At 63.8% G+C, this 26,304-nt stretch carries 25 protein-coding genes and 2 pseudogenes; 4 read left to right on the plus strand and 23 right to left on the minus strand.

Annotated elements, in window-relative coordinates; genetic code table 11:
- Window positions 1–161 precede the first annotated feature (161 nt).
- The 3 genes from LB520_RS29405 to LB520_RS29310 all read right to left on the minus strand — a co-directional run bounded on the left by LB520_RS29405 (window position 162) and on the right by LB520_RS29310 (window position 2,686).
- Entirely contained in the window at window positions 162–290 is a 129-nt protein-coding gene (locus tag LB520_RS29405; RefSeq protein ID WP_224608191.1) for a DNA -binding domain-containing protein, read from the minus strand.
- Between the two features lie 317 nt (window positions 291–607).
- On the minus strand, window positions 608–934 hold the full coding sequence (locus tag LB520_RS20345) for a DUF736 domain-containing protein (RefSeq protein WP_224608085.1): 327 nt from the start codon (window positions 932–934) through the stop codon (window positions 608–610).
- Window positions 935–1,567: 633 nt separating this feature from the next.
- A complete protein-coding gene (locus tag LB520_RS29310) occupies window positions 1,568–2,686 on the minus strand; it encodes a helix-turn-helix transcriptional regulator (RefSeq protein WP_224608091.1) in 1,119 nt (372 codons plus the stop codon).
- 164 nt (window positions 2,687–2,850) lie between these two features.
- Here LB520_RS29310 and LB520_RS20355 point away from each other — a divergent pair, with 164 nt between their 5' ends.
- On the plus strand, window positions 2,851–3,294 hold the full coding sequence (locus tag LB520_RS20355) for a cupin domain-containing protein (protein WP_224638797.1): 444 nt from the start codon (window positions 2,851–2,853) through the stop codon (window positions 3,292–3,294).
- Window positions 3,295–3,572: 278 nt separating this feature from the next.
- On the opposite strand, the gene LB520_RS20360 is transcribed toward LB520_RS20355, so the two are convergent.
- The 3 genes from LB520_RS20360 to LB520_RS20370 form a co-directional block, all read right to left on the minus strand.
- On the minus strand, window positions 3,573–3,953 hold the full coding sequence (locus LB520_RS20360; RefSeq protein ID WP_224608097.1) for a DUF2285 domain-containing protein: 381 nt from the start codon (window positions 3,951–3,953) through the stop codon (window positions 3,573–3,575).
- A 178-nt stretch (window positions 3,954–4,131) separates the two neighbouring features.
- On the minus strand, window positions 4,132–4,326 hold the full coding sequence (locus tag LB520_RS20365; protein WP_224544569.1) for a transcriptional regulator domain-containing protein: 195 nt from the start codon (window positions 4,324–4,326) through the stop codon (window positions 4,132–4,134).
- A gap of 131 nt (window positions 4,327–4,457) precedes the next feature.
- Window positions 4,458–5,126, minus strand: coding sequence for a hypothetical protein (locus LB520_RS20370; RefSeq protein WP_224638799.1), 669 nt, complete (start codon window positions 5,124–5,126; stop codon window positions 4,458–4,460).
- Window positions 5,127–5,221: 95 nt separating this feature from the next.
- Here LB520_RS20370 and LB520_RS20375 point away from each other — a divergent pair, with 95 nt between their 5' ends.
- The gene (locus tag LB520_RS20375) at window positions 5,222–5,482 is read left to right on the plus strand and encodes a helix-turn-helix transcriptional regulator (protein ID WP_224638814.1); all 261 of its coding nucleotides are present in this window, start codon (window positions 5,222–5,224) and stop codon (window positions 5,480–5,482) included.
- Between the two features lie 74 nt (window positions 5,483–5,556).
- Here the strand turns inward: LB520_RS20375 and LB520_RS20380 are convergent, their stop codons facing one another.
- Window positions 5,557–5,883, minus strand: a complete 327-nt coding sequence (locus LB520_RS20380; protein ID WP_224608085.1) for a DUF736 domain-containing protein — start codon at window positions 5,881–5,883, stop codon at window positions 5,557–5,559.
- Between the two features lie 150 nt (window positions 5,884–6,033).
- On the opposite strand from LB520_RS20380, the gene LB520_RS29410 reads away from it, so the two are divergent.
- Window positions 6,034–6,249 carry a hypothetical protein gene (locus LB520_RS29410; RefSeq protein WP_411962572.1) on the plus strand — a complete coding sequence of 72 codons (216 nt, stop codon included), beginning with the start codon at window positions 6,034–6,036 and terminating at the stop codon, window positions 6,247–6,249.
- Window positions 6,250–6,417: 168 nt separating this feature from the next.
- Here the strand turns inward: LB520_RS29410 and LB520_RS20385 are convergent, their stop codons facing one another.
- From LB520_RS20385 to LB520_RS20430, 11 genes and pseudogenes are all read right to left on the minus strand, one after another.
- Window positions 6,418–7,347 carry an ArdC family protein gene (locus LB520_RS20385; RefSeq protein WP_224608194.1) on the minus strand — a complete coding sequence of 310 codons (930 nt, stop codon included), beginning with the start codon at window positions 7,345–7,347 and terminating at the stop codon, window positions 6,418–6,420.
- Window positions 7,348–7,616: 269 nt separating this feature from the next.
- Window positions 7,617–7,802 carry a hypothetical protein gene (locus tag LB520_RS20390; protein ID WP_224608108.1) on the minus strand — a complete coding sequence of 62 codons (186 nt, stop codon included), beginning with the start codon at window positions 7,800–7,802 and terminating at the stop codon, window positions 7,617–7,619.
- 590 nt (window positions 7,803–8,392) lie between these two features.
- On the minus strand, window positions 8,393–8,980 hold the full coding sequence (locus tag LB520_RS20395; RefSeq protein ID WP_224608111.1) for a hypothetical protein: 588 nt from the start codon (window positions 8,978–8,980) through the stop codon (window positions 8,393–8,395).
- A gap of 508 nt (window positions 8,981–9,488) precedes the next feature.
- Window positions 9,489–11,159, minus strand: coding sequence for a ParB N-terminal domain-containing protein (locus tag LB520_RS20400; RefSeq protein WP_224638816.1), 1,671 nt, complete (start codon window positions 11,157–11,159; stop codon window positions 9,489–9,491).
- 314 nt (window positions 11,160–11,473) lie between these two features.
- A complete protein-coding gene (locus LB520_RS29415) occupies window positions 11,474–12,667 on the minus strand; it encodes a helicase-related protein (RefSeq protein WP_411969910.1) in 1,194 nt (397 codons plus the stop codon).
- A gap of 207 nt (window positions 12,668–12,874) precedes the next feature.
- A complete protein-coding gene (locus LB520_RS20405) occupies window positions 12,875–16,582 on the minus strand; it encodes an N-6 DNA methylase (RefSeq protein ID WP_411969912.1) in 3,708 nt (1,235 codons plus the stop codon).
- Between the two features lie 82 nt (window positions 16,583–16,664).
- On the minus strand, window positions 16,665–17,063 hold the full coding sequence (locus tag LB520_RS20410) for a DUF3085 domain-containing protein (protein WP_224638818.1): 399 nt from the start codon (window positions 17,061–17,063) through the stop codon (window positions 16,665–16,667).
- Window positions 17,064–17,074: 11 nt separating this feature from the next.
- Window positions 17,075–17,489, minus strand: a pseudogene (locus LB520_RS20415) (DUF1419 domain-containing protein).
- 44 nt (window positions 17,490–17,533) lie between these two features.
- Entirely contained in the window at window positions 17,534–18,757 is a 1,224-nt protein-coding gene (locus LB520_RS20420) for a DUF3991 and TOPRIM domain-containing protein (protein WP_318012117.1), read from the minus strand.
- A gap of 1,052 nt (window positions 18,758–19,809) precedes the next feature.
- A pseudogene (locus LB520_RS20425) lies at window positions 19,810–20,055 on the minus strand (SDR family NAD(P)-dependent oxidoreductase); the annotation flags it as partial.
- 203 nt (window positions 20,056–20,258) lie between these two features.
- Window positions 20,259–21,008: an SDR family oxidoreductase gene (locus tag LB520_RS20430; protein ID WP_224638820.1), complete on the minus strand. Its 750-nt coding sequence runs from the start codon at window positions 21,006–21,008 to the stop codon at window positions 20,259–20,261.
- 12 nt (window positions 21,009–21,020) lie between these two features.
- Here LB520_RS20430 and LB520_RS20435 point away from each other — a divergent pair, with 12 nt between their 5' ends.
- Entirely contained in the window at window positions 21,021–21,998 is a 978-nt protein-coding gene (locus tag LB520_RS20435) for an AraC family transcriptional regulator (protein WP_318012048.1), read from the plus strand.
- Between the two features lie 234 nt (window positions 21,999–22,232).
- On the opposite strand, the gene LB520_RS29420 is transcribed toward LB520_RS20435, so the two are convergent.
- The 5 genes from LB520_RS29420 to LB520_RS20460 all read right to left on the minus strand — a co-directional run bounded on the left by LB520_RS29420 (window position 22,233) and on the right by LB520_RS20460 (window position 25,868).
- Entirely contained in the window at window positions 22,233–22,355 is a 123-nt protein-coding gene (locus LB520_RS29420; RefSeq protein ID WP_411962570.1) for a DUF6527 family protein, read from the minus strand.
- A gap of 747 nt (window positions 22,356–23,102) precedes the next feature.
- Entirely contained in the window at window positions 23,103–23,243 is a 141-nt protein-coding gene (locus tag LB520_RS20445) for a hypothetical protein (protein WP_224601168.1), read from the minus strand.
- A gap of 356 nt (window positions 23,244–23,599) precedes the next feature.
- Complete coding sequence (locus tag LB520_RS20450) at window positions 23,600–23,815, minus strand: hypothetical protein (protein ID WP_224601169.1); 216 nt, start codon at window positions 23,813–23,815, stop codon at window positions 23,600–23,602.
- A gap of 23 nt (window positions 23,816–23,838) precedes the next feature.
- Complete coding sequence (groL, locus tag LB520_RS20455; protein ID WP_224544548.1) at window positions 23,839–25,473, minus strand: chaperonin GroEL; 1,635 nt, start codon at window positions 25,471–25,473, stop codon at window positions 23,839–23,841.
- A 56-nt stretch (window positions 25,474–25,529) separates the two neighbouring features.
- Entirely contained in the window at window positions 25,530–25,868 is a 339-nt protein-coding gene (locus LB520_RS20460) for a co-chaperone GroES (RefSeq protein ID WP_224544547.1), read from the minus strand.
- Window positions 25,869–26,304 lie beyond the last annotated feature (436 nt).

Consider the following 26,304-nt stretch of genomic DNA (forward strand, 5'->3'; position numbering starts at 1 on the left):
TCGGCTGCGACCCCCCGGCCCGACAGCGGCTGTCGGCCAGCACCTCGTGCACGGACGGGGTTTCCGCGGCGAAGGCTGTCTCCCGGACCGGGAAACAGTCGCCCCGCGGGCGGCCTGGCCAAACTCCTGGCAATAAGTGGACAAGGCGGCGGGGGGAAGCCTCAGGAGCGGCGCCGTCGCGCGCGAAGCAATTGGCGATGGCCGCGCTCGACCATCTTCAGGCCGTCGCGCACGAGACGATGCGTCTGATATCGAAAAGCCGAGTCGTGCCAGTCGGCGGTGCGCCGCAGTCAACCGCGCGTCGGGAACGTGTTGCCTGTGGATCGAGCCGATGAACCGCTCGATGACCTGCAGCCGGTCGTGTGCCACCGTCGAACGGAATGATGGCGGTAAGCGGTTCGCTTGGCTTGGCTTCGCCAAAAAGCGCCAGTTGCATGCCGCCCGACCGCATATGAAGGCCGACCTAGTGACGCCGGCTTAGGTCCAGCGGTATGTCGAAGGCGCTGTCCTCCCGCGTTCTCTCGCTACAATCAAGCGATCCTAGGCGAGCTTGCGCAATCACCGGCAGGAGACGCCTCACCCGGTACCGGGCGAGGCGTCTACCGATTCACTCGCCGTTGCGGCGGTTGGGGCGGGACCAGATGAGGCTATGGCCCTCGCCTTCCTCGTCGGCGAAGAGGTTGGCGTAGATGGGAGCGGTGAAGCTCGGGTCGTCGAGCTTGAGCCCGAGATAATCGCGGCCCTCGTTGGAGCGCTTGGACCAGGCGGCGCCGATCTCGGCCTTGCCGACCACGACACGGTGGCTTGGAGCGTTCTCGCCGCTGGCCCGGGTGTCGGGGACGATGCGCACGCCCTTGGCCTGGACGCTGAGGGTGACGATCTCGCCGGTGAACTCGTTCGCATTGGTCTTCTTGAAGCTGCCGATGGTAGCCATTTTCAGTCTCCGTTCTCGTTTCCGAGCCCGCACCATGCGGCCTCGATGGCGATCGTGAGCCCGGAGGCGACCGCTGCCGCATCGCTTGCGACCGCAGCACAGCGCAGGACGGCGCAGGCGCGCGTTTCTTGGTTTCGCGAGGAATGGGCTTCGCCCAGGGGAAGAAACCCGCGTCGCGCCATTGCGGCATAGGCGGTCGAGGCTTCAGCCGTCCTTCGGCCAGATCAGCCCGTTCGAGAGGTCGTCGGTGCGCACTGAAAAATGCATCACGGAGACGATAGCGTCATCTGCGACGAAAAGAGATGATGTGGACCGTCTCGCCGGTGCTGATGTTGCCGCGGCCTGACATGTGCTGCATCAGAGCCTGGATCCATCTGGCGATCGCGGACGGGATCGGGATTCGCCTTCGCGTGCACGACCGGATAATGCTGACTGCTCTCGAAGCTGGTCCAGACACGCGCTCCAATGGCGGCCTTTGCGCTGGAGCGGCCGTATGCTGCGGACGTCTCACTTGGGCCGACAGCGGACCGGCAGTCTGCAGAGGGACAGTGAGGATCAGTCATGGATGAGCGGGCTTGCTATCTCGAAAGCACTTACAACCAGCTTGGGCGAGCCTTGCTGCGCTCCAGATTGTCACTCGTAAACGCCACTCGCCGCAATGAGGCGCACCAGCTCCGCCTGCCGCCGCGTCTCCGTCTTTTCGAACACGTGCTGCAGGTGGGTGCGCACCGTGGTCAGGCTGATGCCGAGCTCGTCTGCGGCCGCCTGAAGTCCTTCGCCGCGGGCGACTGCAATGGCCACGGCGGCCTCGGCCGGGGTCAGCCGATAGAGATTGCGCACCTGGGCCTGCATGGTCCGCGGCGCGCTGTCCGGATCGGCCACGAACACGATTGCGGCGGGGCGGCCGGTCACGAACCAAGTCGACTCGATCTTCAGCGGCGCCACCAACACGCTCAGCGGTCGCCGCGGCGCCGGCCGCGCCAGCGCCATCACGCCGCCCGCGGTGTCCGACCGCTCCGCAGCCGCGACGATCAACCGTTGAAATTGCGCGGCATCCGAGCGCCTGGTTGCGCGCAGCGCCGATTTCTCTGTCTTGATTCCATCGGCTTCACTGAGCAGCGCTTCGGCCGTTCGGTTGGCGAACAGGATCTCGCCGCTTGCCGCCACGATCAGCACGCCTTGGGCGATGCGGTCGAGCGCCTCGACATTGGCACTCCTGGCGATCTCCGAACGCGAGAGGCGCAATCCCACGCTCGCCGCGCGAACCAGATGCGGCCCGACGCGGCGCAGCCGCTCGAGATGCTCGGGCTCGAACTCGCCGGCTGTCCTGGCGCGTCCGCAGGTGAACACGACGCGCATGTCCGGTTCGTTGGCCAGCACGACCCCGATCGGGTGGCACATGTCGCCGGGTCGGCAGAAGTCGTTATAGAACTCGGAGCGCTGGTAGACTTCGCGCGGCACGAGGTCCCACACCGGAATCAACGCGCCGGCGCGCAGCTTGGCGATACGCGGCAGGAACACATTGGTCTTGTGGTAATACTGTGCGTAGGTGAGGTCCGCCTCGGGCGGCATGCGCACCGAACTCGCTTCGCTGCGCAACGTCCTTGCGTTCTGGAACGTCAGCTTGGTGGCAGCGCCTTCGAGGAAATCCGACAGCGTCTCGAGAACCTGCGGCCAGCGGCCGGGTTCGACCGCCGCATCGTAGATCTGCCCGACCATGCCGTCGAAGTCGTGCATGCGTGCCGGATTCACCGCTCCCTCACCTGAAGGGATCTGCAGTTTGCCGGAAGCCGGCTTCACTGACAACCATTCCCCGGCGCATCTCGTATGTTCATACGAGGCGACCGCCTGAGGCCAGCGTGTAGCTATCGTGACGCCATCAAGCTTCACTCCAACCCCATGTGGCGAAGATGCAAATGCGGGCAGCACCTGGCACTCAGACCGATTGGAACGGTACGCACTACGAAACGCTTCTGACGGCGCGCGAGACCGGCGGCAAGCTCGGGGCATTTGCATCCGATGCTGGTCCGGGCGACGGACCGCCACGCCATCGCCATCTCGAGGCCGACGAAATATTCGTCATTCTCCAAGGGCGGCTGCGCTTCTGGCGCGCCGGGGAAATTTCCGAGCGTACCACCGGGGCAGTGTTCTACATTCCCGCTGGCGTCGAGCACACATTCGTCGTCGTTGAGCGTGCGCGATGGATCGCCATCCTGTCCCCGGGTGGTCTCGAGAGCTTTTTCCCGGCGGTTGCCGCGCAGGGACTGGAAATTCCGCGCGACCTTGTGGCAATCAAGGCCGTCGCGGCCCAGTTCGATATGGAGATTACCGGGCCACCCCTCACGATCGCTGGGCCATAACCGCACTGGGCGTGTCACCGCATTTGGCTTCATCGGATCGCGAGGCAGCACCGGTCGAGATTATTGCCCGAAGACGGTGATGCCTGAGTTCGATCGTTGGCTCACGCTGCTTCGGGTCAGACTTGCAACGAACGAGCCCTGCCCTGGCGCTCTCCGCTTAGCTGAGCAGCAGAGCTGACCTCAACGGCCGCAAGGCAGCGCAAAAACGCTATTCAGTTCAGGATGGTAACCCTGGACTTGCACACACCGCATTAAGTGAACCTGGCGTCAGGCCCCCTTCAGGAATGACGCCGTCGCGCACGTAGCAGTTGGCGATAGCCGCGCTCGACCATCTTCAGGCCGTCGCGAACTAAGCGATACGTCTGGTACCGAAAAGCCGAGTCGTGCCAGTCGGCGGCGCTGACCAGCCGTCGGCCGAACAAAGCGGTCGCAACTTCAAAATGGGATGCCTGCTCTTCCCGCCCATCGAGGCATCGCAGCATGTGGACAAGGCGCCGGCGCCGGCCCGCGGTCAAGCGGGCGTCGGGAAGGTGCTGCCTGTGGATCGAGCGGATGAACCGCTCGATGGCTTGCAGCCGGTCGTGCGCCATTTCGTCCAGCGGTATGATGGCGGCGAGCGGTTCGTCTGGCTTCGTGTCGCCAAGAAGTGCCAGTTGCATACCCCCCGGCGACGAACGCACGTGAAGGCCGACCTCGTCATGCCGGCCCGCCGCGGCCAGCTGGACGTCGGAGGCGCTGCCTTGACCCGTGCGCAGGCCCCGCGGAAGCGCGACAAGGTTGACGACCCCAGGGTTGATCTGAGGCGCCCAATAGACGGGTTGCTCCACCGCGGACTGGTCAGGCCGGGCGGCGAAACTGCAAACCCCAGCGTTTGCGTAATGCGCGCATCGCCTGAGCCGAGCGTGAGGTCGCGAAGTCCTGCTGATATTGCGGATTGCGTCGCAGGAATTCCCAGGCAATCTCATCGGCGGTTGCGCCTTTGACGAATGCATATGCCTGTGGGTCACGCCACTGCGATGTATCCGGCTTCATCCGCATCCTTCCCTTCTCGAGAATTTGATAGGGGGACGCGGCGTTAAGCGAAATCCTTGGATTCCGTCATTGACGAATGGACGAGGAGGGAACCCGGCGACGAGCGATCAGGCCCGGGGGCCTAGCGAGGCCTATTGGCTTGCGCCGCCCTGCAGTATTTTGAATGTGTTCGTCCAGCTGCGATAGGCCTCGTCATCGCCTTGGCTCCACGCACCGAATGCGCGCCAGGCCGCGAAGGATGATGCGGACAGCTCGAACAGCGAGCCGATCGATTGGTCGCCGGCGGGCCAGCCGGCCGGCTGGTCGCTTGTCGCTTCATGCGTGAGCCGCCGCAAATCGGCCAAGGCCGAGCGGATCTGCGGCAGCGGAAATTCGAAGATGTCGGTGTTGTCAGTCGCCTCTCGAAGGATGACCGCGAGCTTGGCGATCACGCCTGTCAACGATTGAGCAGGCGTCGAAGCAAGCTCAGCCAGCAAGGCGTCGGCCTTCTCGGCATCATGCTGTTCCCGGGGATCGAGACCGTCGCAGTCGGCGCTAGCCCCATCCCCGCGCCCAATAACTGCGCCGGTGGGCAAGAGCGCGCCGCGCTCCAGGACTCTCTCCTCCTCCTGCTGCTGCCGGACGCAGGAAGCCAGCATCGCAACATGGGCGTCGATCCAGGCAAGGGACAGGAGAAGTGCGGGATCGGGTGACAACGGGGCTTCGGCTGAAGGGACGGTACGGTCGTTGGTCAACGGAGACCGCGTCTCCCGTCCAAGCGTGACGGAAGGCAAAGTCGTGGTATTGTCGGAATCAGCCATGATCCGAGCTCCCACACAGCTTGGCTTTGGTCAGGTCGAAAAGGGTGTTCGCGCACCCTCTTCGACCGCTAGTTCGGTCAGGGATAATATACAAATTGATTGACGTCAATCATAATGTTGGCAACAGGGCTGCGAATTTCAGCCCCGAACAGTGTCGCGGCGCGCGTGCAATGTTGGGATGGAGCCAAGATGATTTGGCCCGTGCGGCAAACGTCGCACGGCAGACAATCGCTGATTTCGAACGCCGGGCGCGGATTCCGATCGCAAACAATATATTAGCGATTGTGGATGCGCTCGAGAAGGCTGGAATTGAAGTACTGCCCGACAATGGAATTCTGTTGCGAAAGAGCAGTTGATCGCGGCTTCACCGCTGAAACCCGGTATCAGGCGCCGAAGCCGTCCGGCCGAAGCCGAACGGGCTGGCTACCTGTTACTCGCCGTTGCGGCGGTTGGGGCGGGACCAGATGAGGCTGTGGCCCTCGCCTTCCTCGTCGGCGAAGAGGTTGGCGTAGATGGGAGCGGTGAAGCTCGGGTCGTCGAGCTTGAGCCCGAGATAATCGCGGCCCTCGTTGGAGCGCTTGGACCAGGCGGCGCCGATCTCGGCCTTGCCGACCACGACACGGTGGCTTGGAGCGTTCTCGCCGCTGGCCCGGGTGTCGGGGACGATGCGCACGCCCTTGGCCTGGACGCTGAGGGTGACGATCTCGCCGGTGAACTCGTTCGCATTGGTCTTCTTGAAGCTGCCGATGGTAGCCATTTTCAGTCTCCGTTCTCGTTTCCGAGCCCGCACCATGCGGCCTTGTGGTGCTGACGCGGCAGGCGTGATGGCTGCCGCAAGCTACGAGGCTCGCGCCTTCGGCGGTCGCTCCGCGATGCCTTTCATCACGGCAATGGCCGGGGCCGGACGATCGCGCTTTGGGTCAAATTTGCCGATTGCCACCAGACCACGCGCAGTCGCACCGTTTCGGTGCCAATCGAGTTCTCTGATTCAAATGTTTCGCAGCCGATCTCCTGGGGTCGGTGTTTTCCGGTACAGAAGGCAATCCGGCTCTTGGGTGTCAGGCTTTCGTCGCTAGTCGATGTGTTGCCGCCGGAACAACGGCAACTTCGGTTCGAACTTTAGGATGGCCGCGAGAAGGAAATCGGCCGCCCGGATCTGTCGATCAGCCAGAGCGGGAATCGGTTTCGCGATTGTCTGGGAAGCATCTCCGGCTTAGCCATCGGCCGGCACGGCCGAGCGAAACAGAGGGGAGGCACATGACCTCCCCTTCCAAAGTTGATGCGTGAAACATTAGGCAGCATTGCGTTCTTCTGCGGTCTCCAGCTGAAGTCCATGCAGGAAACCGACGGCGCGCTGCGCATGGGCTGTGGCCGAGAAGATCGCGCGCTTGTCGTCGGCGAGGATTTTCAACCACGAGCCGAGGTAGCTCGCATGGTCCGGCCGGGGCTCGAGTTCGGGCGCGATACCAAGATCGGCGCAGAGGAAGCAGCTTCCGAGCTCGGCAATCAGTTCCTCGCGCGCTCGCTCGCTGCGATCCTTGGCATAGCGGCTAAGGTCGCGGTTCACGCGATGCGGCGCCGAAGTCCAATGGATGACCTCGTGACTGAGTGTGGCAACGTATGACGCGGCGTCCCGGAACGTCTGGAAAGGCGGCATCTGGATGTGGTCCGTCACCGGGGCGAAGTAGGCGCGATCCCCGCCGTGCTGGATTAGCGCCCCAGTATTGGCGAAGAACTGGTCGGCATGCCCGATCCGGGCGATCGGATTGCGCACCGGCTCCGCCTGCCGTCGATAAAACTGGTCCGGCAGGCCATCGATTTGCGCAATGTTGAAAACAGAATACGCCTTGAGGAACGGGATCTCGCGGTCGATTTCCTCGCCCCTGGTGTTCGTCTCCGTCCTGGTGAAGCGGCTGGCGAAGACCACTGTAGAGCCGGTCTCGCCCTTGCGAACCCCGCCGCCAAGGTCGAGCGCCTGCTTGAATGTCATCCACATCGGGCTGGAAAAGCCGCGTGCGACAGCCTCCGACCAAAGCAGCAGCACATTAATGCCGTTATAGGGCAGACCATTGTGTCTGAGCGGCCGGGTGACGCGGCCGGAGGCATTGCTCGGTTGCCACGGCTGCATCCAAGGACGGATACCCTTCTCCAGCTCGGCTACGATGCGGTCCGTGATCTGCGCATAGACGTCCATGCGCTCTGCATTTTCTTTCCTGGTCATTTTCATGAACCTCCGGTTGTAGGCCGCGCCGATCGCGGCCCCGTCACGGGGTCCGCTTGGGCGGAGCAGGAAGGCGGGCCGCGCACCCTACCGGGTCCCATCGTGCTTGCACGATGGGGTGGGCCGCAGCGACAGCGGAGGACGGCGAAGCCGTTGCGCTGACTGCCTGGCTCCGCCAGGACCTCGGGAAGGACGGGGGCGCGAGCGGCCGTCAGAAAATAGGAAAGCGGCGCTGGGCGCCGCCTGAATGCCGTCGAGAGAATGTCGGTTCAATGAACCGACCGGCCACCGCCATATGGATCGTATTCGAAGAGGATTTCGACATCGGCGTCGTCGAGTTCATCGGCGGGCATGACACCAAATTTGTTGTCGACCTGGAAGAGGATAACCGGGACCATGAGAGTGCGGGCGAGAGACCATGCGGCCTTTTGGGCGAGTATGAGATCGTGGGACATCTGAGGGCTCCATCTTGGAGCGGGCCAATTCCCGCTCGATGGCTCCGTCAGTGTGCGGAGGCGGGCGCGATCACCCGAAGGCGCCAGCCGAGCGGCCGCAGCATGCTAGCGGACCCCTTGCGGGTTGATCGGGGAAGATCCGCAGCCGCACCAGGAAAGCCATCACCAGAGAGCCGGAGTTGGGCCGTGAAGGAGCCCAGCAATGCCGATCGGGCCGAGGCTGGCGAACGAGCTGGCGTCGGCGGCCGTCCCCGGAACGTCGTGCACCGGAAGCGACATCCGAACCTGGGTGCAAAGTCGCACACATGAAATCGCTGGAACAAGAACTTGCCGTCGACGTGGTCGCCACGGGCGGGAAATTGGGAGACGATGCGGCCCTATTTGCTCCGGCGCACTGCATGGCAGCAGGTTGTCTCTCTTCGTCCGCCAGGAGACGGCGCTCGCAACGAAAGGTTCACTTAGCCACGATCGAAAGCGGCATGTTCGGCATATGAAAATCGGCTGGGCCCCGTGCAGTCGATGCGACGGACGGATGAGCCGGACGTGCTCAACATGGAAGGAGGGCGGGACCGGAGCCCCGCCCTCGACGTTCATCCGAGGGCCGCCATCTGCAATTCGGCCGCCTTGCGGTCGACGGATTGGCCGGGGTTTTCGACTGGACGCTCGAAGGGCTTCCAGACCTCGCCTACGACCTGCTCGTAGGCCGCGATAGCCCCCTCGGCGGCCATGCGCAGCGCATGGGCCTGTAGTGCCATATCGGCGGCGAACTCACGCTTGCGCTGGGCAGCGCTGTCGAAGCCGACCGGACCTGCGACGTCTTCGTTCCGATCGTCGCAGGCCGACTTGGCCGTCGCGTCCCGAGCTTCGGATACCGACCGGCTGTAGAACTGGCCGGCCCCGTAGGCGGACCCGACAAAAGCACCGGCGACGCGTTGCAGGTGTATCTGCATGGCGCGTTCCCCAAGCCCCTCGTCGAGCGCTGCGGCCGTGTCCACGACGAGCTTTTCGTGCAAGTCGCGAATGCCGTCGCTGTCGAGCACCGGGAGGCCAAAGCTCTCCGAGACGAGCGCGCACTGTGCGGCGTCGGGACACACGAGACGGACCATTTGGAAGGTAGTGCCCTTGCGCAGCGGAGCGACGCGGGCGGTTGCGCGGGGATTGGCGGCTTTCCTGGTCATTGGCATATCCTTTCTTCTGGTTCTCGAGGCCAGGACCGGCTCCGTGCCGGCCCTCCCTCGGGCGCGGACCAAAAAGAACCGGCGGAATGACGGGCGCTTCAGGGCCCGGGCGGACCGAGACGAGCATGGAAGGTTTGCGGCCAAGCAGGGCTTTCTTCAGCCCTCGCGCGGGGCGCGGGCCTGCCATGCCGAGACCGGACCGATCCGGCCGCCTCGCGGCGCGGAACGCGGCCTTGAAGCGGACGGCCGCAGGTTCAGGACCGCATGAAGCCCGAGTGAGGACCGGCACGGGCCTCGACTTCGACATTGGAACCGAAGGACGGGTGATCATGGCCACCTGCCTATTCATCGACCGAAGGTGTCTCGGCACGCACAACAGGGTCACACCATCATGGCCGTGGGCCCACGCCGGAGTTCCATTGTATCGCCAGCGCTCGCTGCCGCGGCCGTGCACCTGCAGCCGCCAAGCGAACCTGGCGGCGGCAGAGCGATCAAAAGGACGCGAGGTCTATTCGGCGGCCTCGCGATAGCCTTCCCCGAGCTCGCCTTTCTCGGAATGTTGGTCCTCTCCACTCAGACCGTCGACCTCAGGCCCAACGTCGTCCTCGGCCTCGGGGACGGTGCTCTTGGACAGCCACTCGGTCAGGCTTGCCGCATCGGCAGCGAACAGCGCAGCCGGGTGGACGAAGTGCCCCTCCTTGAAGTGCTCGACGAGCGCGGCCCGCGTGTCCTTTACGCGCGCCCGCGGCAGAACCGGCGTACCGGCGCAGGAGCCCTCGAGCGCTGGACGCGACAGACAGGACAGGAAGTCCTCGGTGCCCATATTGGCGAGGAAGCTGTCTGCCCCGATCGCGCCCGCTGCGACGAGCGCCACCACGCCCGACTTGCTCATGCCCTCGCGGCAGGAGAGCGCATCGATGAGGACGCCCCGGGCCGCGATACGCAAAGTCTCGGCGTCGAAAGCGAACTTGCCCTCGGCATCGAAGAGGGTGGCGGCGTGCCGAGGCATGCGGCGACCGAACCCATGGTCGCCGCCGGCACCGGAATCAACGCGCACGTTCTGGCCAGCGAAGGCGAGAACGAGCAACGCCAACAACGTGTCGTCCTCGATCGGCGCCCGTGACAGCGCCTCATGGAGAGCATCGGTGCGCAGGTCGCCGATCATCTCGATGCCCTTACGGGTCACATCGGGACGCGATTTCGGCATGACGACCGCCTCGGCGGCTTCCGTCGCGTTGGCCTTCTTCTTGGCCTCGGGCAGACGGAAGTGAACGGTCTTCACCTTTCCCTCGCGGTCGAGATACATCGCGGCGTGATCCGACTTCTTCGGCGTGCCATAAACGCGTTCCGCCTTTGGCGGCAGCTTCACCTCTCCATACGTGTTCGGTTCGGTGATGATGCCTTTCTTGGGCAGGTTCTGAGTCATCCATTCCTGCTGGGCGCCGAGGAAGGCGTCGATGTCGGTGGTGTACCGGCTGTCCTGGTCGGCCGGTGCGAACAGATCCTCCACCCAGGCGATGCCATAGGCCTCGCGCAGCTCGTCGCCAAAGCTTGCGTCGCGCGCGTACATCCGGCGCTTGGTGAGACCGTTGGCGATGCTCCACCACGGCACCTGCGGATCGCCCTTATTCGGCTTTTTGGCCTTCCAGACCTCCTTCTGCTCCTCAAGCGAAGCGGCCGCGATAGTGCGGAGCTGCTGCTCGTTCGGCATATCGCCCTTGGCCATGGCGTCGAGCATCGCCGGCAGTACATTGGCGAGCAGGCGCAGCTTCTTGACCTGGCGCACCGACTGCGCGAGGGCGATCGCAATGGCCTCTTCGGTCCAGTTCAGCGCAACGAGACGCTCGATCGCACGCCACAGATCGACCGGGTTAAGCTGCTCGTGCGTGATCGAGGTGGCCAGCGAGCGCATCGCGCCGCCGTCCTCGGCTCGAGGCACGACCAGAACGGCGATCTCTTCGAGACCTGCAGCGATCGCCTGCTTCGCCCGGCGATGACCCTGATCGATGACGAAGCCATTTCCGCCATCGGCCTCAGCGAAGACGATCAGCGGCTCGACAACGCCGATGGCCTTGATCGTTGCCAGCAGCAAGGCGTCGGCCTGAGGGCTGGACTTGGAGCGCCGCGCCTTGTCGGGATTGTCCTTGAGCGAGCGCGGATCGACAAATTTCAGTTCCATTGGAATGCTCCTTGGTGGGTTATGGACAGGCCCCGTCGCCGGGCCTTTTTTCGTCTTCTTTCCGAAGACATCCCCCGGCCCGCGGAGCGGGCGGGACGGGGCAATTGCGCTGGAGCATCCCTGCCCGGCTGGCCAAGCGGGGCTCCTTCAGCCCTGCGCAGGATGACGGGCCGGGATGCGACGGGCGCGATTGAGCGTCAGCGTCGGCGGACCACCCGATCTGCGAGCAGTCCTCCTTGCTTTTCACTTCCCTACCTCGTTCGGGAAGGCCCCTCCACCGGGCCGGCGAAGGCTGCTCAGAACGTGGGGGCGGGTTACGCCGCCTGCACCTCAGCGGGGCGTACACCATCGATCTCCTGCGACAGCGATCTTTCGATTTCGGAGAGCTGGCGGCGCTTGTCGGCCAGTTCGTCCGAGAAGGCGAAGGTACTGCCCGCGCGTGAGCGATAGGACGCGAGCCGCCGCTCGGCCTCCGCGAGCCTGTGGCGTGCGCGCTCCTGCTCCTCCTCGAGATTGCCAAGCATATGTTCGAGCTTTGCAATCGCGCGAAGCGGCGGGGTGGTCACAGGTAACTCGACTTCCGTCGCCGCGCCGGCGCGCAGCAACGTGGTGATGTAGCCATAGCTGTCCTGGCCAAAGCGCTCGCCGCAATATTGGAGTTCGAACCCACCGATCGCGGCGATGGTGCGGGTACCGGCATGCTGGAGCTGGATCAAGGTCAGGATCTCGGTCATCAGGGCGCGGCCAGCGAGCTTGCGCTCCACATATGTCGTGTTGCCCACGCTCATGCGGAACGCCTCGCCCGTCGTCGGAACCAGCCGCGCGAGGTCCTGGCCGATCTCGCCAATGCGACGTGTCGAGTATTCGATGTCGCGCTCGGCATCGCGGATCTGTCGGCGGATGGCGAACTGATCGTCCTGATGCGCCGCCCTCAGGCGTTCGAGCCGGGCGATATCGACCTCGAGCCCGGCCTTCTGCATCAGGCGCGGGTCGCCCGAGGCAATCGCCTTGGCCATGGCGAACTGGTTGGCCTGCCCTTCGCCGAGGTCGTCGAGGCGGCGCACCGAGGTGTCGCCCGAGAGTGCAGCGGCGATGAAGCGAGCCTTGCGCTCGTTGTTCTGCCACATCTGGGCGTCCATCGAGCCTTCGGTGGCATAGGCGAAGATGTCGACGATGTGGTGCTGGTTGCCCTGCCGCAAGATGCGTCCCTCGCGCTGCTCGATTTGCGAGGGGAGCCATGGCACGTCGAGATGATGCAGCGCCTTGAGCCGGAGCTGGGTATTGACGCCGGTGCCCATGGTGTCGGACGAGCCGATGAGAAAGCGGACTTTGCCCGCGCGGACGTCGCCGAACAGCCGCTGCTTGGCCTCCGACTTCTTGAAGTCCTGCATGAAGGCGATTTCGGCCGCCGGCACGCCCATGCGCACCAGCTCGTCGCGGATCCAGCGATAGGCCGAGAAGCCCCGCGTCAGCTCAACATTGAGCGTGCCGAGATCGGAAAAGATCATCTGCGCAGCGCCAGTCAGTTCGAACGGCGTGCCGTCCGGCCGGACGTAGGCTGCGTCTGCGGTGTCGCGCCAGATGCGGTAAGCATTGGCGATGAGGTCGTTGAGCTTATTGCCCGGCTCATTGTCATTGTCCGGATCGACGAGGCGGAGGTCGATCGCGGCATGGCGGCCATCGGTGATGACCGAGAGCAGGATATCGTCGCCGGGCTAGGGTGGCGCTTCGCGCCCTTCGATCGCCTTGATCCGGGCGTCGAGGAGAGCCTGGTAGCGCTTGAACGCGACAGATGGTTTGCAGGTCCTGATCTGCCGCGTGCCGGTCGAGAGCGCCGGCACCTTGACGTAGTCGCGCAGATCCTCGGGCGTGATCACATCCGCAAAGGTGCGGAACATGGCGATCAGCTCAGGGACATTGACGAAGGTGGCGAAGCGGGTGACCGGTTTGTATTTGCCGTTGGGCTGCAGCTCGAGTTCGGTAGTGACGTCGCCGAAGGTCGAAGCCCAGGCATCGAACTCGTGGAGGCCCCGCTCGGACAAAGCCGCGTAGCCGAGGTAGCGCTGCACCGAGAACATCTCGCCCAACGTATTGGTGATCGGTGTACCGGAGGCGAGGACGAGCGCCCTGCCCGGGTTCCTGGTCTCGATGAAGCGGGATTTTACATAGAGGTCCCAGGCGCGCTGCGAGCCGTTCGGATCGATCCCCTTCAAGCTCGACATGTTGGTCGCGAAGCTGAGCTTCCTGAACTCCTGCGCCTCGTCGACGATGATCTGGTCGACGCCGATCTCGGAGATGGTGAGCAGGTCGTCCTTGCGGGTTGCGAGGGCCTCCAGACGTTCCTTGAGGCCTTCCTTCAGCCGCTCGAGGCGCTTGCGCGAAACGCGATCGCCGCTTTCGACCTTGGTGAGCAGGACCTCATAGAGCGCGAGCTCGTCGTGAATCATCTGCTGTTCGAAGGAGGACGCAACGCCGATGAAGCGGAAGGCCGAATGAGTGATGATGATGGCGTCCCAATTCGCCATGGCCGCGCGGCTGAGGAAGCGGCGCCGCTTGTCCTTGCTGAAATTGGTCTCGTCGGCGACGAGGATGCGGGCCATCGGGTAGAGCGCCAGGAATTCGCGCGCGGCCTGCGCCAGGCAATGTCCTGGGACGACCATCATGGCCTTGGCGATGAGACCGAGCCGTTTCTGCTCCATGACGGCGGCCGCCATGGTCATGGTCTTGCCGGCGCCTACGGCGTGCGCGAGATATGTCGAACCGGCCGAGATGATGCGCCAGATGCCGCGCTTCTGGTGTCCATAAAGAGAAACCGCGCCTGAGGCGCCCGCAAGTTGCAGATGGTCCCCGTTGAACCTTCGCGGGGCGATGTTGTTGAACCGGTCATTATAGACCCGCGCCAGCCGGTCGATGCGGTCGGGATCGGACCAGATCCAGTTTTGGAAGGCCGTTTTGATCTTGGTGAGTTTCTCCTTGGCCGCCTCGGTGTCGACGACATTGAGCACGCGCCGCTCGCTGTCGCCATCCTTGATCGTGTCAAAGATCTGCGGCATGCGGCTGTTGAGCGCGTCGGTGACGAGCTCGCCGGCATGCCGGCGCTCGGTGCCCCACTCTGACGTGCCGGACGCCATGTAACCGAGCTGGCGGGCATCGACCGTCCACGAAGCGAGCTCGGGCATGTGGTGAATGCGGATCTCGGCGCCCATCGTCTCCTTGACGAAGGCGACGACATCGGCCGCCGGAATCCAGGGCGCGCCGAGACGCGCGGTGATGTCGGATGGGCCGAGATCGGCGGGCTGGACAGCTACGAGGGCGCTAACGTTGCGCCCGAAGGCGGGATCGAGAGCCGCGGCGGCTTCAGCGGCCTTGAGCTTGCCGCGGACCTGGCCGGAGAGATAGTCGTCGGCGGTCCGCCAGGCGCCGCTCTCCGGATCGCGGTAGATGGCGTCGCCCAGATCGGCGATGACCAGGTCGGGATCGACATGCGACAGCTCGGCGATCTGATCGATATCGACAAGGCCGCGCTCGTTGAGCACGACCGCGAGAGCGTCTGCTGGCGAATTGATGATCGGGGCCGCGGGGGGTGCGATCACCCGCTCGGTGAAGATCGGACCGGGCCGGGCGGTGTCCGTCTCGAGCTCGTAGTCCTCGATCGAAGCCACGAGCCAGCAATCAGGATCATCGAGGAACGGGGCGAGGTTCGGGCGGCGATGCGTCTCGCGCACCTCGCCGGTCTTCGGGTCCTCGCTGGTCGACACGACGGTGGTGTTGATCGGACCGAAGGCACGGACGAAGTTTGACCAGGCGATGCGCAGCTTGACCTGTGCCGCCTTCCACGGCCGATCCAGCTCCTGCGCCTTGAGGACCTCGCGCACCGCGTCGCGGATCGGGATCAGCTTGCGGATAATGCGGGCGTGCTTGTCGAGCACTCCATCGCTCGACCGGCCCTTGCGAACGGTGAGGGTCACTGGCGCGCCGTCGACCATCTGCATCAGCGCCGTGTTCGAGGCGACGAAGAAGCTGCCCTCGCGGATAGAGGGACCTGCGGGGAGGTCTTCACCGAAGTGCCCGGTGTGCCCCCCGTTGAGATCGATCCTCTCGGGCTCGCCGTCATAGATGGCTTCCGGAAGAAGGGTGATCGCATCCGACAGGGCCTGTGCAAGATCGATGCCCTGACACGGGAGGCAGGTATACGTCTCGTCAAACCGTCCCGACGTGGTCGCGTGCGTGCCGAGCACGGAATCCGGTTGCCGGGCGAGCCAGCGGTTGATGCGGATCGCAGCATTGTCGCCATCTGCGGGGCTGACCTCGTCGGTATCGAGCCACGACAGATCGCCTTCGGCCTCGCTGTGCCCACGCTTGCGGAAGAAGAGGACGTCCACCACCACATCGGTGCCGGCGTCGGCCCGGAAACTGCCCTGCGGAAGGCGGATGGCGGCGACCAGATCGGCGGCCTTGCCGATGTGCTCGCGCACCGAACGATCCGTCTTGTCCATGGTGCCCGAGCTGGTGACGAACGCCGCGAGACCGCCGGGCTTCAACAGATCGATCGAGCGGGCGATGAAGTAATCATGCAGGCGCAGCCCCATCGACCGATAGACGCGATCCGAGCGGACGATACGGTCCGAGAAGGGTGGGTTGCCGATGGCGAGATCGAATTCAGCCGGCAAGTCGGTGCGGGCGAAGTCGGCGTTGACAATGCGTGCCCGAGGCTGGAGTAGCCTAACAATTCGCGCGGTCACCGGATCGAGCTCGACGCCGGTGACGTGCACCTGGTCGCGCAGTTTTGCCGGCATCAGTGCCACAAACAATCCCGTGCCGATACCGGGCTCAAGCACCCTGCCCCCACGCCAGCCGAGACGCACCAGGCCTGCCCACATCGCGCGAACGATGAACTCTGGCGTGAAGTGCGCATATTGCGTGCAGCGCGCGAGCGAGGCGTAGTCGGTGCTCGACACCATCTCCTCGAGCTCGGCGCCCATCGCGGTCCAGCCGGCGCGGAAAGCACGGTCGCCGGGACGGCGAAACACCGCATTGGCGAGCTCGGACGCACCGAAACCGGTGAAGCGGATCAGCCGCGCCTGTTCTTCGCGCGTCGCCGGCCGATCGGCGCGCTCGATTTCGGCGGCGAGTCGTATCGCATCGAGATTATCGCGGGCTCGCTGCTTCCAGCCCTGGCCAAGACCGCGATCGGTCTCGAGGACGAAGTCATCGCCACCCAGCCCGGCCTCGGCCGCGCAGCGCGGCGAGTGGACTGGCGAGGAGGCCGGCTGTGACTCCGGCACGGCGGGCGTCGTAATCTCTTTAGGTTTGGGCTCGCCAGCGCCGAAGTCGTTGCCGAAGGCGGTGACGCCGAGACCGAGGCCCGACGATTGCGTGGTGGTGTTGAACAGATCGAGCGTGAATGGATCGTCGTTGGACATCTGGAGAATCCTCGTCTTGAAGGCGCGCGCGAGCCCCCGGCCGAGCGGGTCGGCCAGGCGATCGATGTCGCGGCTTGGGAAGTCAGCGGGTGATCAGCGAGAGCGCGATTTCAGTCTCGGTGAGTTCGACATTGAGGTGAGTAGCCCGCAGGTTGCGGTCGAACAGCGGAAGCAGACGCTCGGCCTCGATGAACTCGAGGCCGTCATCGGCGCCGAAGTGGCGGCGCTTGTAGTCCCACCAGTCAACGTCGCCCCTGGGGTGGCATTGCTCGGAATAGATGACGAGCGCGCGTGTCCCTTCGACGAGCCTGCCGTTGGACATGATGTAGACGCCCTCGTCGCCGACCAGCCACAGACCCGGACTCTCGCCTTCGCCGGGGCGGGTGCCGTAGTAGGGATTGCGGAAACCGTCATTGGCCGCGGCATCCTCGATGCCGCGCTCTATGACCTTGCGGACCGCTACGATCGGAAAGGTAAACATCGCCGCCTCCCTCACGCCGCTGCGCGGACGGGAAGGTTCCTGAGATGCACCGGGAGCTTGGCCGCGATCTCGTCGTCGGTCAGGTCGTCGAGCAACTTCTGCTCGGGCGTCCCCAGGCCATAGACGAGGATGGTGCGTTTGCCGCGATGCTCGGCTCCGAAGCGCTCCCCGGCGTAGCCGCGGTACTCGTCGTGGGTCGCGCTCCCGACATGCTCGAGGCGCTCCGCACGCGTCATCGCCTTCACTGGCCAGGATTCGCGTTCGACGATGGCGTCGCGCATCTCGACCGGCGAGCGGGGCCGCGCGAGGTCGCATGTCGTCATTCTCCCAGCGATCGGGCCGCTGGGCGTGGCGGTCGAAGAGGCGGAACATCTGCCGGCGATCGGCGAAGCCGAAGTAGATCTTGCGGATGAAGGATTGGGTCATGGGAGACTCCTGGCCTTGTGCGGAGCCGGAGCGCGGTTCATCCCCTATGGATCACCATCTTCTTCGGCCCTTCCGGACCCTCCCCCCGCGGCCGCCTCTCCGCCCGGGCGGGTCAAGGGCCGGCGCGAGCCGGGCGAAGCTTCACCCTTGAGGCGACCGGCGGGCATGCGGCAGCTTCCTCCTTCCTCCCCTCCTGCTTCCGCTTTCATTCTCAGATCGGCGTTCCAATCATCCGCTATAGGTCGAAGGCGATCACCGCCGCACTGAGCTTGCTCCCCCAGTCCGAGCAGGCGGTCGGCATAGACCTCGCCCTGCTTGTTGTTGTCGGTAGCCGCGACGAGCTCAATACCCGGCCTGGCGGCAAGCGCGCGGAGCGCCGCATCGGTTGCCGGCGACCAGCCGCCACCGGTGCTGAGATAGAGCGTGTCGGCGCGGAAGCCCTCAAGCGCGGCAAGGCTCATAGCGTCGATCGCGGCTTCGGTCACGCAAAGGCGCAACGCATCGGGACTGCCGAGGCGGAACAGCACCTTGGCGCCGCCCGTGGCAAAGCCGCGCCAGTCCGGTCCGCGTTCTTCCCAGCCCGTAACGGTGCCGTTGGTGTCAATATGGGCAGCCCACATCGAGCCGTGCGGGCCTTCGCGCAGGACGCCGGCGCTGATTGCGGCGCGGACGATGCGGTCGGGAAGATGGCGGGCCTTGGTGAGATAGCGCCAGGTCGCCGATCCGCACCACGGCCTGCGCCGTGCGTGCCAGCGCTCCGGTATCGACAGGTCAGGCTCCCGCTGGCGGGACACCCGCTGCCAGACCGGCTCGGACGGCACGAACCCGACAAGGTTGGCGACGTCGTTCATGGCTTCGACGAACGGCACCTTCTCAAGATGTTCGACCAGGCGAAAGACATCGCCCTTGTCGTCGCCAAGCGGGTCGAACCAGCCCTTGCCGTCATGGATGACGATGATGATCGACGCCTCACGGCGATACTTCATCGCCTTGCGCGTGCTCTGCTTGACGTCGAGGGCGAACCCCGCGCGCTCCAGCACCGCAGCGCAGGGTACCTTGTCCTTCAGCCCTTCAATTTCTGCTTTTTCCATTTCCGCCCGCGCACCTTCGCAGCGCCTCCCTTCTATTCGGTCCTCGCCCAAACAATCAGGCAGGAACAGGAGGCCGCGAAGCGCAAGGCGGGCAAGGGCGCGGCATGCAACGCGATGATAGTGACGGGTTGCGCCGCGGCGCAGCTTCCCTTGCCGGCCTTGGCGCGCAAGCGGCACGGTGCGCCGCCGTCAGTTTCGGTGATGCTCTTCCTCCGCGACCACTGCACGCACCGCGTCGATGTCCATTTCCGCAAACTGAGCGATTCGGGCGACTTCGCAGCCCATCTTGACCCAATGGTAGTCGGCACGGGCAGCCTGGCGCTGCGCGCGGTCTTGTCTGAAACTTGTAGCATTCTACGGACTGCGAACCTTGCTGACGCTCGCCCGCGACTATGTAAACACGACCGCCATGATTTTCGGCGCGGCACCGAGCTTTGATGATGTTCTGGCCTCGGCCCGGCAGAATCGAGAAAGCCCTGAACGCCGGAAGCCAGATGCGGCGGCCCCGATGCCAAATCAATCGCCTCCTTGCTCGACAGGCTGGCGGCGCAGGTTCTGCCTTGCCGGGCCGAAGCGATGTAATGTCTTTAGAGCTATGATTTTTCGCGCCGAGAGATCGCCACGCCATACGCCTCCTGAGCGCGAGACCCGATAGGTTAACCACCCTTTGAGTTGGAAATCCGCTTTCCGCGACGGCACCCCGCGATAAGCACGTTGGTTTCGCTGTAGGTGCGATCCGTACTGGCATTCTTCGGCAGGAGAGCAAGGCCTTTGCTCCTCGCTTTCTGTTATCAACCCGTCGCTAAAAATCCAGCCCTTCTAGGCCTCTCCGTCGGGAGAGCCCACTGCTCTCCTGACCAATGTGAAAAGGGCGTACAAGGTGAAGGCACCGAAATGTCCGTAAGCGCAAACAAGTCAGTTCGGTGCTGGAGCAGGTTCGTGGCCATGAGACCGGTTCAACAGGGCGGCCGAAGGAGCATCAGCATAGCGCCGCCGTCAAGGCGGGATGCGGGACCGACAGCCCCCGGCGAAGGGCACCATATGAAACGACCAGTCCCGGTTCCAGCAATCCTGGTTTCGATGTCACCGATACCCAAATGAAATCGGGTGAGAAATGCCGCGGAGTCGTGCGTCGCCAAGGCAATTTCTGGATGCTGATGGCATCCAAAGCCAAATACGCCACCGCCATATAGCCGCGTAAAACTCTCCTATGACTGACGCCATGCCGCTCAGCGGAACATCGAGCCGCCATCCACGTCGAGCGCCGCGCCGTAGACGAACCTCGCGGCGTCGGAGCACAGGAACAGGATCGCGGCAGCCATATCCTCGGGCCGGCCCATGCGGCGTATCGGCAGGTTGGCCGCGATGCGGTCCTTGAGGGCCGGGTCGATATGGGAGTGCATCGGTGAGTCGGTCGGCCCCGGATTGAGGGCGTTGATGCGCACCTTCTTTCCAGCCAGTTCGCGCGCAACCGACCAATTGGTAAATCAGCCATTCAGCTCACGACGCCTTGCTGTCATTGGAATCGGACACGATAAACGGCTCGATCCAGCCCTTTGCCGCATGTGGGCAGACCCCACCATTCAGACAGGTTCTGCCGGCGAAGCGGAAGATTCGCGACACCGGCAAAGTGTTCCGCCGCCTGACCCGAAGTGCCGGAGCCCCAGCATTCCTGCCGTCATGCGGCAAGAGCCATGGCATCAGCGCCTGCGGCCTGGCGCAACGGACAGTCCGGCTTGGTCACTGCCCGCCAAATGGCCGCAATCACGTCCGCCGGCTCGGTGATCTTCGTGGTCGCCGCCGCCGCGTGAGCGGCAAAGACCTGCTTGGCAATGGGGCCATAGGCTTCGGGAATGCCCCCCGCTTCTGCCATCTTGCCGCGTGCGTTTGCCCCGAAACGGGTCCCTGGAGCTTGGCCGGGCAGGACCAGCCGCGTGCGGATGCCGAAGGGCTCGAGCTCCAGCGCGAGACATTCGGTAAAGGCATTCACCGCAGCCTTGCTGGCCGTGTAGATCGGTAGCAGCGGCAGCGCCTTCAGCGTTGTACTGGAGGAAACATTGACGATCGTCCCCGCTCCGCGTTGCCGGAACTGCGGCAGCACGGCGCGGACCATCTCGATCGTGCCGAAAGTGTTGGTCTCAAAAATTTCGCGGATTATCTCTTCCGGCGTGCCCTCCAGCGGTCCCATCCAGCCGATGCCCGCATTGTTTACGAGCGCATCGATCGGACCTGCTGCCTCGACCGCGCGGCCGATCGCATCGCGCTCGGTCACGTCGAGTTGCAGGATGCGCAGTCGATCGGAGGCGGGCAAGACATCCTCGCGCGGGCTGCGCATCGTGGCGACGACCGACCAGCCCTTGTCGATGAAGTGGCGCGCGGTCTCCAGCCCGAAGCCAGAGGAGCATCCGGTGATCATCACGGTATTCATGGGGTGTCTCCGTTGTTGGATGCTTTGGATATCGACCTTGCGGAGCGAACTTTCTATAATCGCATGTCCGTGATTGTTTATCGAAAGTCCGAAATGTCAGATCCGCTTTCAGAAGTGATCGCCCTTTTGCGTCCGCGCGCGCCCTTTTCGAAGCTGGTGGACGCTTCCGGCCCCTGGCGCGTACGGCGGACCGAGGTTGGACAGGTCTACTATTGTCTGCTCCTTGCCGGTCAGGCGCGTCTCGAGGTGGACGGCAAGCCGCCGATGAACCTTTGCCAAGGCGATTTCGTGCTGGTGCCGGCGGTGCAGAGCTTTTCCATGTCGAGCGCCGATCCCGAACCGCCGCCTGGGCTGGAAAGCCGCCCTTTGATCCGTCCGGACGGATCAGTGCGGATCGGGCCAGAGGATGCCCCTGTCGAGGTGCAGCAGCTCATCGGGTATTGCAGCTTCGGCGCCCCGGATGCGGAGCTGCTGGTGTCGCTGCTTCCCGATATGGCCATGGTGCGGGGCGAGCAGCGTCTTGGCGACCTGGCGCGACTGGTGCGGGACGAGGCGAGAGCGGATCGCCCGGCACGCGACGTGGTTCTGGAACATCTGCTGCAGGTGCTACTGATCGAAGCTCTGCGTTCTGCGACCGAGACGAGTGCCACGCCAGGCCTGCTGCGCGGGCTGGCGGACGACCGGTTGACCGGCCCGCTGCGCGCCATCCACGCGGCGCCAGATCGCGCATGGAGCGTCGCCGAGATGGCACGTGAGGCGGGGCTGTCCCGCTCGGCCTTCTTCACGCGATTCAACCGAGTGGTGGGCATGGCGCCGATGGAATACCTGCAAAGCTGGAGGATGACGCTGGCCAAGCACATGCTTAGAGCGCGGCAGCACAGCATCGCGCAGATTGCGGCGAAGACCGGATATGGCTCGACGAGTGCCTTCAGCTCAGCCTTCTCGCGGTGCGTGGGGGCGCCGCCAGCGCAATACGCCCGCGGTGCTTGAAGCGGCGAAATCAGGTATTCATAGCTGTGCCAGTGGGGGCCGACTGCTGACTGTCCGGTCCTGGAGCGGACCCTGCAGATAGCTGCCGTTCGGTAACCGACCTTAGTTCCTGCCACCACTAAACAGGCCGCGCAGCCACTTGCCAAATCGGACCCACCATTTGCGATTGTGCGGGCGAGCGGCATAGTAGGTCTCGCCTCGGTGCTGTTCCGCGATGCGGCCCGCGTTGATGTTCTATTCACTCCACTGGCCTGCCCACAGGACTTTTCCGCCTGTGATGACGGAGTGCGAGCGGCGCGGCAACTGCCAGTTCCCGATTGAGGGAACGACCGTAGGCCCACCGTTCGCATAGGTCACTCGCCATTCAGGAGGGCCGAGCGGCGTCGTAACTTCGTACCGCAACCGCAGGCGCAAAGATGCACAGCGATGTCGAACTCATCGGCCACGTATAGCTCGCGAGCTACACCCCGAAGTTCGCCTACGGTCGCTAGTATCCTCAGGTCCTGGCGCAGCCGAACTGCGCGATACCGACGAGCATCGCTGTGCCGTCCTTCCGGTCCGCCCCGCAAAACGTCCGCTTAGGCGCTTATCTGCCGTTCGTGGCAGCCACCGGAACGACCACGCCACCCAGATGACGGTGCGACATGATCCCGGTGCGATTGAAGGGAAAGTCGATTTTTTCTCATTCGGGGCCGGATGCCGAAAGGGAGCTTCAGGTCTTCGGATGCGCGATAGCGGACGTTTACCGTGAGCGCCTTGAAGTCTCGACCTGATCCAAAGCCGACGTAGGCGCATTAAAGCAGGCGGTTGCTTTCAGCAAGGTGACGCGCCCACCGCATCGTGCCGTCGGTGTCGGCGATCTTTCGTCTTGCGGCTTCGTCGCTTCTGGTCGTCAGCCGCTTCGATAGGACTTTTGCGGCCTCGACGATTGGCTCGATCGTTACGACCGGAGCATCCGGGGTTTCAAGTATCTCGTTATCCTTTCAGGCAAAAAATGAAAGCGAGCGCGGAGCAGCTGCCCGCTCCGGCAAGTTATGCACGGCGACAAGGTTACTTTCGTACGATCCAGGCCAGCAGTGCCGAATCAAAATCGGAGTTGCCGGCCTAATCGCGGATCAGAAGCGCGGCGTTTCCCTGCCATTGATTCTCAGGGATGTGATTTTCGATGACCGATGTTCTGAAGGCGTCGCGCACGATATTGCAGTCAAAAGTCGAAATCACATCGGCGGAATGATCGTTGTCCATAATCCGGCTCCCATCGAGGGGCGGGAGTATGATGGACGCTCTCAAGCGCCGGTGCCCATGTTCTGGCCAGCGACAATGGCACTGTAGGCCCCCGACATTCCGGCGGATTTATTCGTTGGTACATCGGTACAAGTCAGCGGCCGGCCTCTTCCCGCCGCTTGGCGTCTTGATCGCTCAGCCGGCTACCATCTCGTACGCTTGGCCGGCATTGATGCCGACCATGATCTTGTGATCGGACTCGGCGGCCTGGCCGGTGAAGACGTCGAAAACGGTCCAGCTGTCCGGATGGTCCATACGAAGCCCGTGGCGGTTTACCAAATTCCGCGTCCTTTCGTTTTCGCCCGCCGCCGATCGGTTCAGGTTTGCAGAATGAAAAATACCGCCGCCAGGACAAGTACTGTCCACAGCGCCACGCCGAGGTTCAAAGCCAGGCCCCTGCGCGACGAGAGACCTTCTCGCATACGGGCCGCCAGGTTCGTCATATTGCTGGATGTGGCCGAAGCCGCCACGATGGCGACCGGCGACTTGACCCCAAGCCTGCCGAACGCTGGGGGTAGCGTCGGTTCACGCACGGCCGTCTCCTGGCGCCAAGGTCTCAGTATCCCATTCCGCCCATGCCGCCGCCGCTAGGTGAAGGTGCGGCATCCTTGGCCGGAATGTCGGTGATCATGGCTTCGGCGGTGATCAAAAGCGCTGCGATCGAGCCGGCATCCTGCAGTGCCGTGCGCACCACCTTTGCCGGATCGACGATGCCTGCCTTGATCATGTCGACATATACCTCGTTCTGGGCGTCAAAGCCCTGATTGTGGTCCTTGCTGTCGGCAAGCTTGCCGACGATGATCGACCCTTCGACGCCGGAATTCTCAGCGATCTGGCGCATCGGCGCTTCGAGCGCCCGGAGCACGATCGAGATGCCTGCGGTGACATCGACATTGGCGCTGGTCAGGCCCTTGAGCGCCGACCTGGCGCGCAGCAGCGCCACACCACCGCCGGGCACGATGCCTTCCTCGACAGCCGCGCGCGTGGCGTTCAGCGCATCGTCGATCCGGTCCTTCTTTTCCTTGACTTCCGACTCCGTAGCACCGCCGACGCGGATCACCGCAACGCCACCGGAGAGCTTGGCCAGCCGCTCCTGCAGCTTTTCCTTGTCGTAGTCGGACGTGGTTTCCTCGATCTGACCCCTGATCTGGGCGACGCGCGCCTGGATGGTGGCCTTGGCGCCGGCGCCGTCGATGATCGTGGTGGTGTCCTTGTCGATCAGCACGCGCTTGGCGCGACCGAGCATGTCGATGGTGACGTTTTCGAGCTTGATGCCGAGATCCTCCGAGATCATCTGGCCGGCGGTGAGCACGGCGATGTCTTCCAGCATCGCCTTGCGGCGATCGCCGAAGCCCGGCGCCTTGACGGCCGCGACCTTGAGGCCGCCGCGCAGCTTGTTGACGACCAGCGTGGCCAGCGCCTCGCCTTCGACGTCCTCGGAGATGATCAGCAGCGGCCTACCGCCCTGCACCACTGCTTCGAGGATCGGCAGCATCGCCTGCAGGTTGCCGAGCTTCTTTTCGTGGATAAGCACATAGGGCTCTTCCAGTTCGACGCGCATCTTGTCGGCATTGGTGACGAAATACGGGCTGAGATAGCCGCGGTCGAACTGCATGCCCTCCACGACGTCGAGCTCGGTCTCGGCGGTCTTGGCTTCCTCGACAGTGATGACGCCGTCATTGCCGACCTTGTCCATGGCCTTGGCGATCATCTCACCGACGCTGGCATCGCCATTGGCGGCAATGGTGCCGACCTGCGCGATCTCGGCCGACGACTTGACCTTCTTGGCCCGCGCCTTGATTTCCTCAACCACGGCGGTGACCGCCTGGTCGATGCCGCGCTTGAGGTCCATCGGGTTCATGCCGGCAGCGACCAGCTTGGCGCCTTCGCGCAGGATCGAGGCGGCCAGCACCGTGGCGGTGGTCGTGCCGTCCCCGGCAAGGTCGTTGGTCTTCGAGGCCACTTCGCGCACCATCTGGGCGCCCATGTTTTCGAACTTGTCGGTAAGCTCGATTTCCTTGGCCACCGTCACACCGTCCTTGGTGATGCGCGGCGCGCCATAAGCCTTGTCGATGATGACGTTGCGGCCCTTGGGGCCGAGCGTCACCTTGACGGCGTTGTTCAGGAGCTCGACGCCGCGCAGCATGCGGTCGCGCGCGTCGGTGGAGAATTTGATTTCCTTGGCAGACATGATCGTTGATCCCGTTCGAAAATTGGAGTGCGCGGCTTGCCGTGAAGACTGCCCGGTCAGGCGGCGTTCTTGACGGCCATTGTCTTGTCGACGATGCCGGTCTCGCTCTTGTCGATGATGCCCATGATGTCGGCTTCCTTCATGATCAGAAGGTCCTCGCCATCGATCTTGACCTCGGTGCCGGACCATTTGCCGAACAGGATGAAGTCGGCGGCTTTCACATCGGGCACGATCAAGGCGCCGCTTTCGTCGCGTGCTCCCGGGCCGACGGCGATCACTTCGCCTTCCTGCGGTTTCTCCCTGGCATTGTCGGGAATGATGATGCCGCCCTTGGATTTGGTATCGCCTTCGGCGCGGCGAACGACGACGCGGTCGTGGAGTGGCCGGAATTTCATGGGAACTTCTTTCTGTGGCCGGCATTGGGCGGCCCCTGCCTCTGTATAGGCGGGTTGGCACTCGATAGATAGGAGTGCCAGAATTATTTCTCGCCGATGGCCAAGAATTCGAATGAAATAATTCGAGCCGCGCAGAAATTCATCCGTACTTGTGGGAAATTTTCTGCCGGCTTGAATTCTGCGGGCGTGCGTCTGTTATTTCAAGGGACAAATAAAAAGCGTCTCGACCTTGTTTAGAACTCAAATGAGGCGCATAGGTAAAACTCGTTGATTTGGTCGAGTTGGCTTTGTGTCAGAGCCCCGCCATTCACCACCGAATTCTCGAAAACGAGTGCAGCGCCGGTCCGGCGCACATTTCGTTCCGTTCGAACCCCTGGAATGACATCGACGCTGACCACGAATGTACTGGCAGCGTCGGGCATCATTCCGGTGGTTC

Source organism: Mesorhizobium sp. CA12 (assembly GCF_020165255.1).
Lineage (GTDB): Bacteria > Pseudomonadota > Alphaproteobacteria > Rhizobiales > Rhizobiaceae > Mesorhizobium.

What these genes read in the sequence shown, in the direction of transcription:
- LB520_RS29415 (WP_411969910.1), bottom strand. Translation starts at nt 12,667, where the DNA reads ATGATCTTTTCCGATCTCGGCACGCTCAATGTTGAGCTGACGCGGGGC.
- LB520_RS20405 (WP_411969912.1), bottom strand. Translation starts at nt 16,582, where the DNA reads ATGTCCAACGACGATCCATTCACGCTCGATCTGTTCAACACCACCACG.
- LB520_RS20380 (WP_224608085.1), bottom strand. Translation starts at nt 5,883, where the DNA reads ATGGCTACCATCGGCAGCTTCAAGAAGACCAATGCGAACGAGTTCACC.
- LB520_RS20400 (WP_224638816.1), bottom strand. Translation starts at nt 11,159, where the DNA reads ATGGAACTGAAATTTGTCGATCCGCGCTCGCTCAAGGACAATCCCGAC.
- LB520_RS20395 (WP_224608111.1), bottom strand. Translation starts at nt 8,980, where the DNA reads ATGACCAGGAAAGCCGCCAATCCCCGCGCAACCGCCCGCGTCGCTCCG.
- LB520_RS20410 (WP_224638818.1), bottom strand. Translation starts at nt 17,063, where the DNA reads ATGTTTACCTTTCCGATCGTAGCGGTCCGCAAGGTCATAGAGCGCGGC.
- LB520_RS20445 (WP_224601168.1), bottom strand. Translation starts at nt 23,243, where the DNA reads ATGGACAACGATCATTCCGCCGATGTGATTTCGACTTTTGACTGCAAT.
- LB520_RS20345 (WP_224608085.1), bottom strand. Translation starts at nt 934, where the DNA reads ATGGCTACCATCGGCAGCTTCAAGAAGACCAATGCGAACGAGTTCACC.
- LB520_RS20460 (WP_224544547.1), bottom strand. Translation starts at nt 25,868, where the DNA reads ATGAAATTCCGGCCACTCCACGACCGCGTCGTCGTTCGCCGCGCCGAA.
- LB520_RS20355 (WP_224638797.1), top strand. Translation starts at nt 2,851, where the DNA reads ATGCGGGCAGCACCTGGCACTCAGACCGATTGGAACGGTACGCACTAC.
- groL (WP_224544548.1), bottom strand. Translation starts at nt 25,473, where the DNA reads ATGTCTGCCAAGGAAATCAAATTCTCCACCGACGCGCGCGACCGCATG.
- LB520_RS20360 (WP_224608097.1), bottom strand. Translation starts at nt 3,953, where the DNA reads ATGCAACTGGCACTTCTTGGCGACACGAAGCCAGACGAACCGCTCGCC.
- LB520_RS20385 (WP_224608194.1), bottom strand. Translation starts at nt 7,347, where the DNA reads ATGACCAGGAAAGAAAATGCAGAGCGCATGGACGTCTATGCGCAGATC.
- LB520_RS20370 (WP_224638799.1), bottom strand. Translation starts at nt 5,126, where the DNA reads ATGGCTGATTCCGACAATACCACGACTTTGCCTTCCGTCACGCTTGGA.
- LB520_RS20430 (WP_224638820.1), bottom strand. Translation starts at nt 21,008, where the DNA reads ATGAATACCGTGATGATCACCGGATGCTCCTCTGGCTTCGGGCTGGAG.
- LB520_RS20390 (WP_224608108.1), bottom strand. Translation starts at nt 7,802, where the DNA reads ATGTCCCACGATCTCATACTCGCCCAAAAGGCCGCATGGTCTCTCGCC.
- LB520_RS20365 (WP_224544569.1), bottom strand. Translation starts at nt 4,326, where the DNA reads ATGAAGCCGGATACATCGCAGTGGCGTGACCCACAGGCATATGCATTC.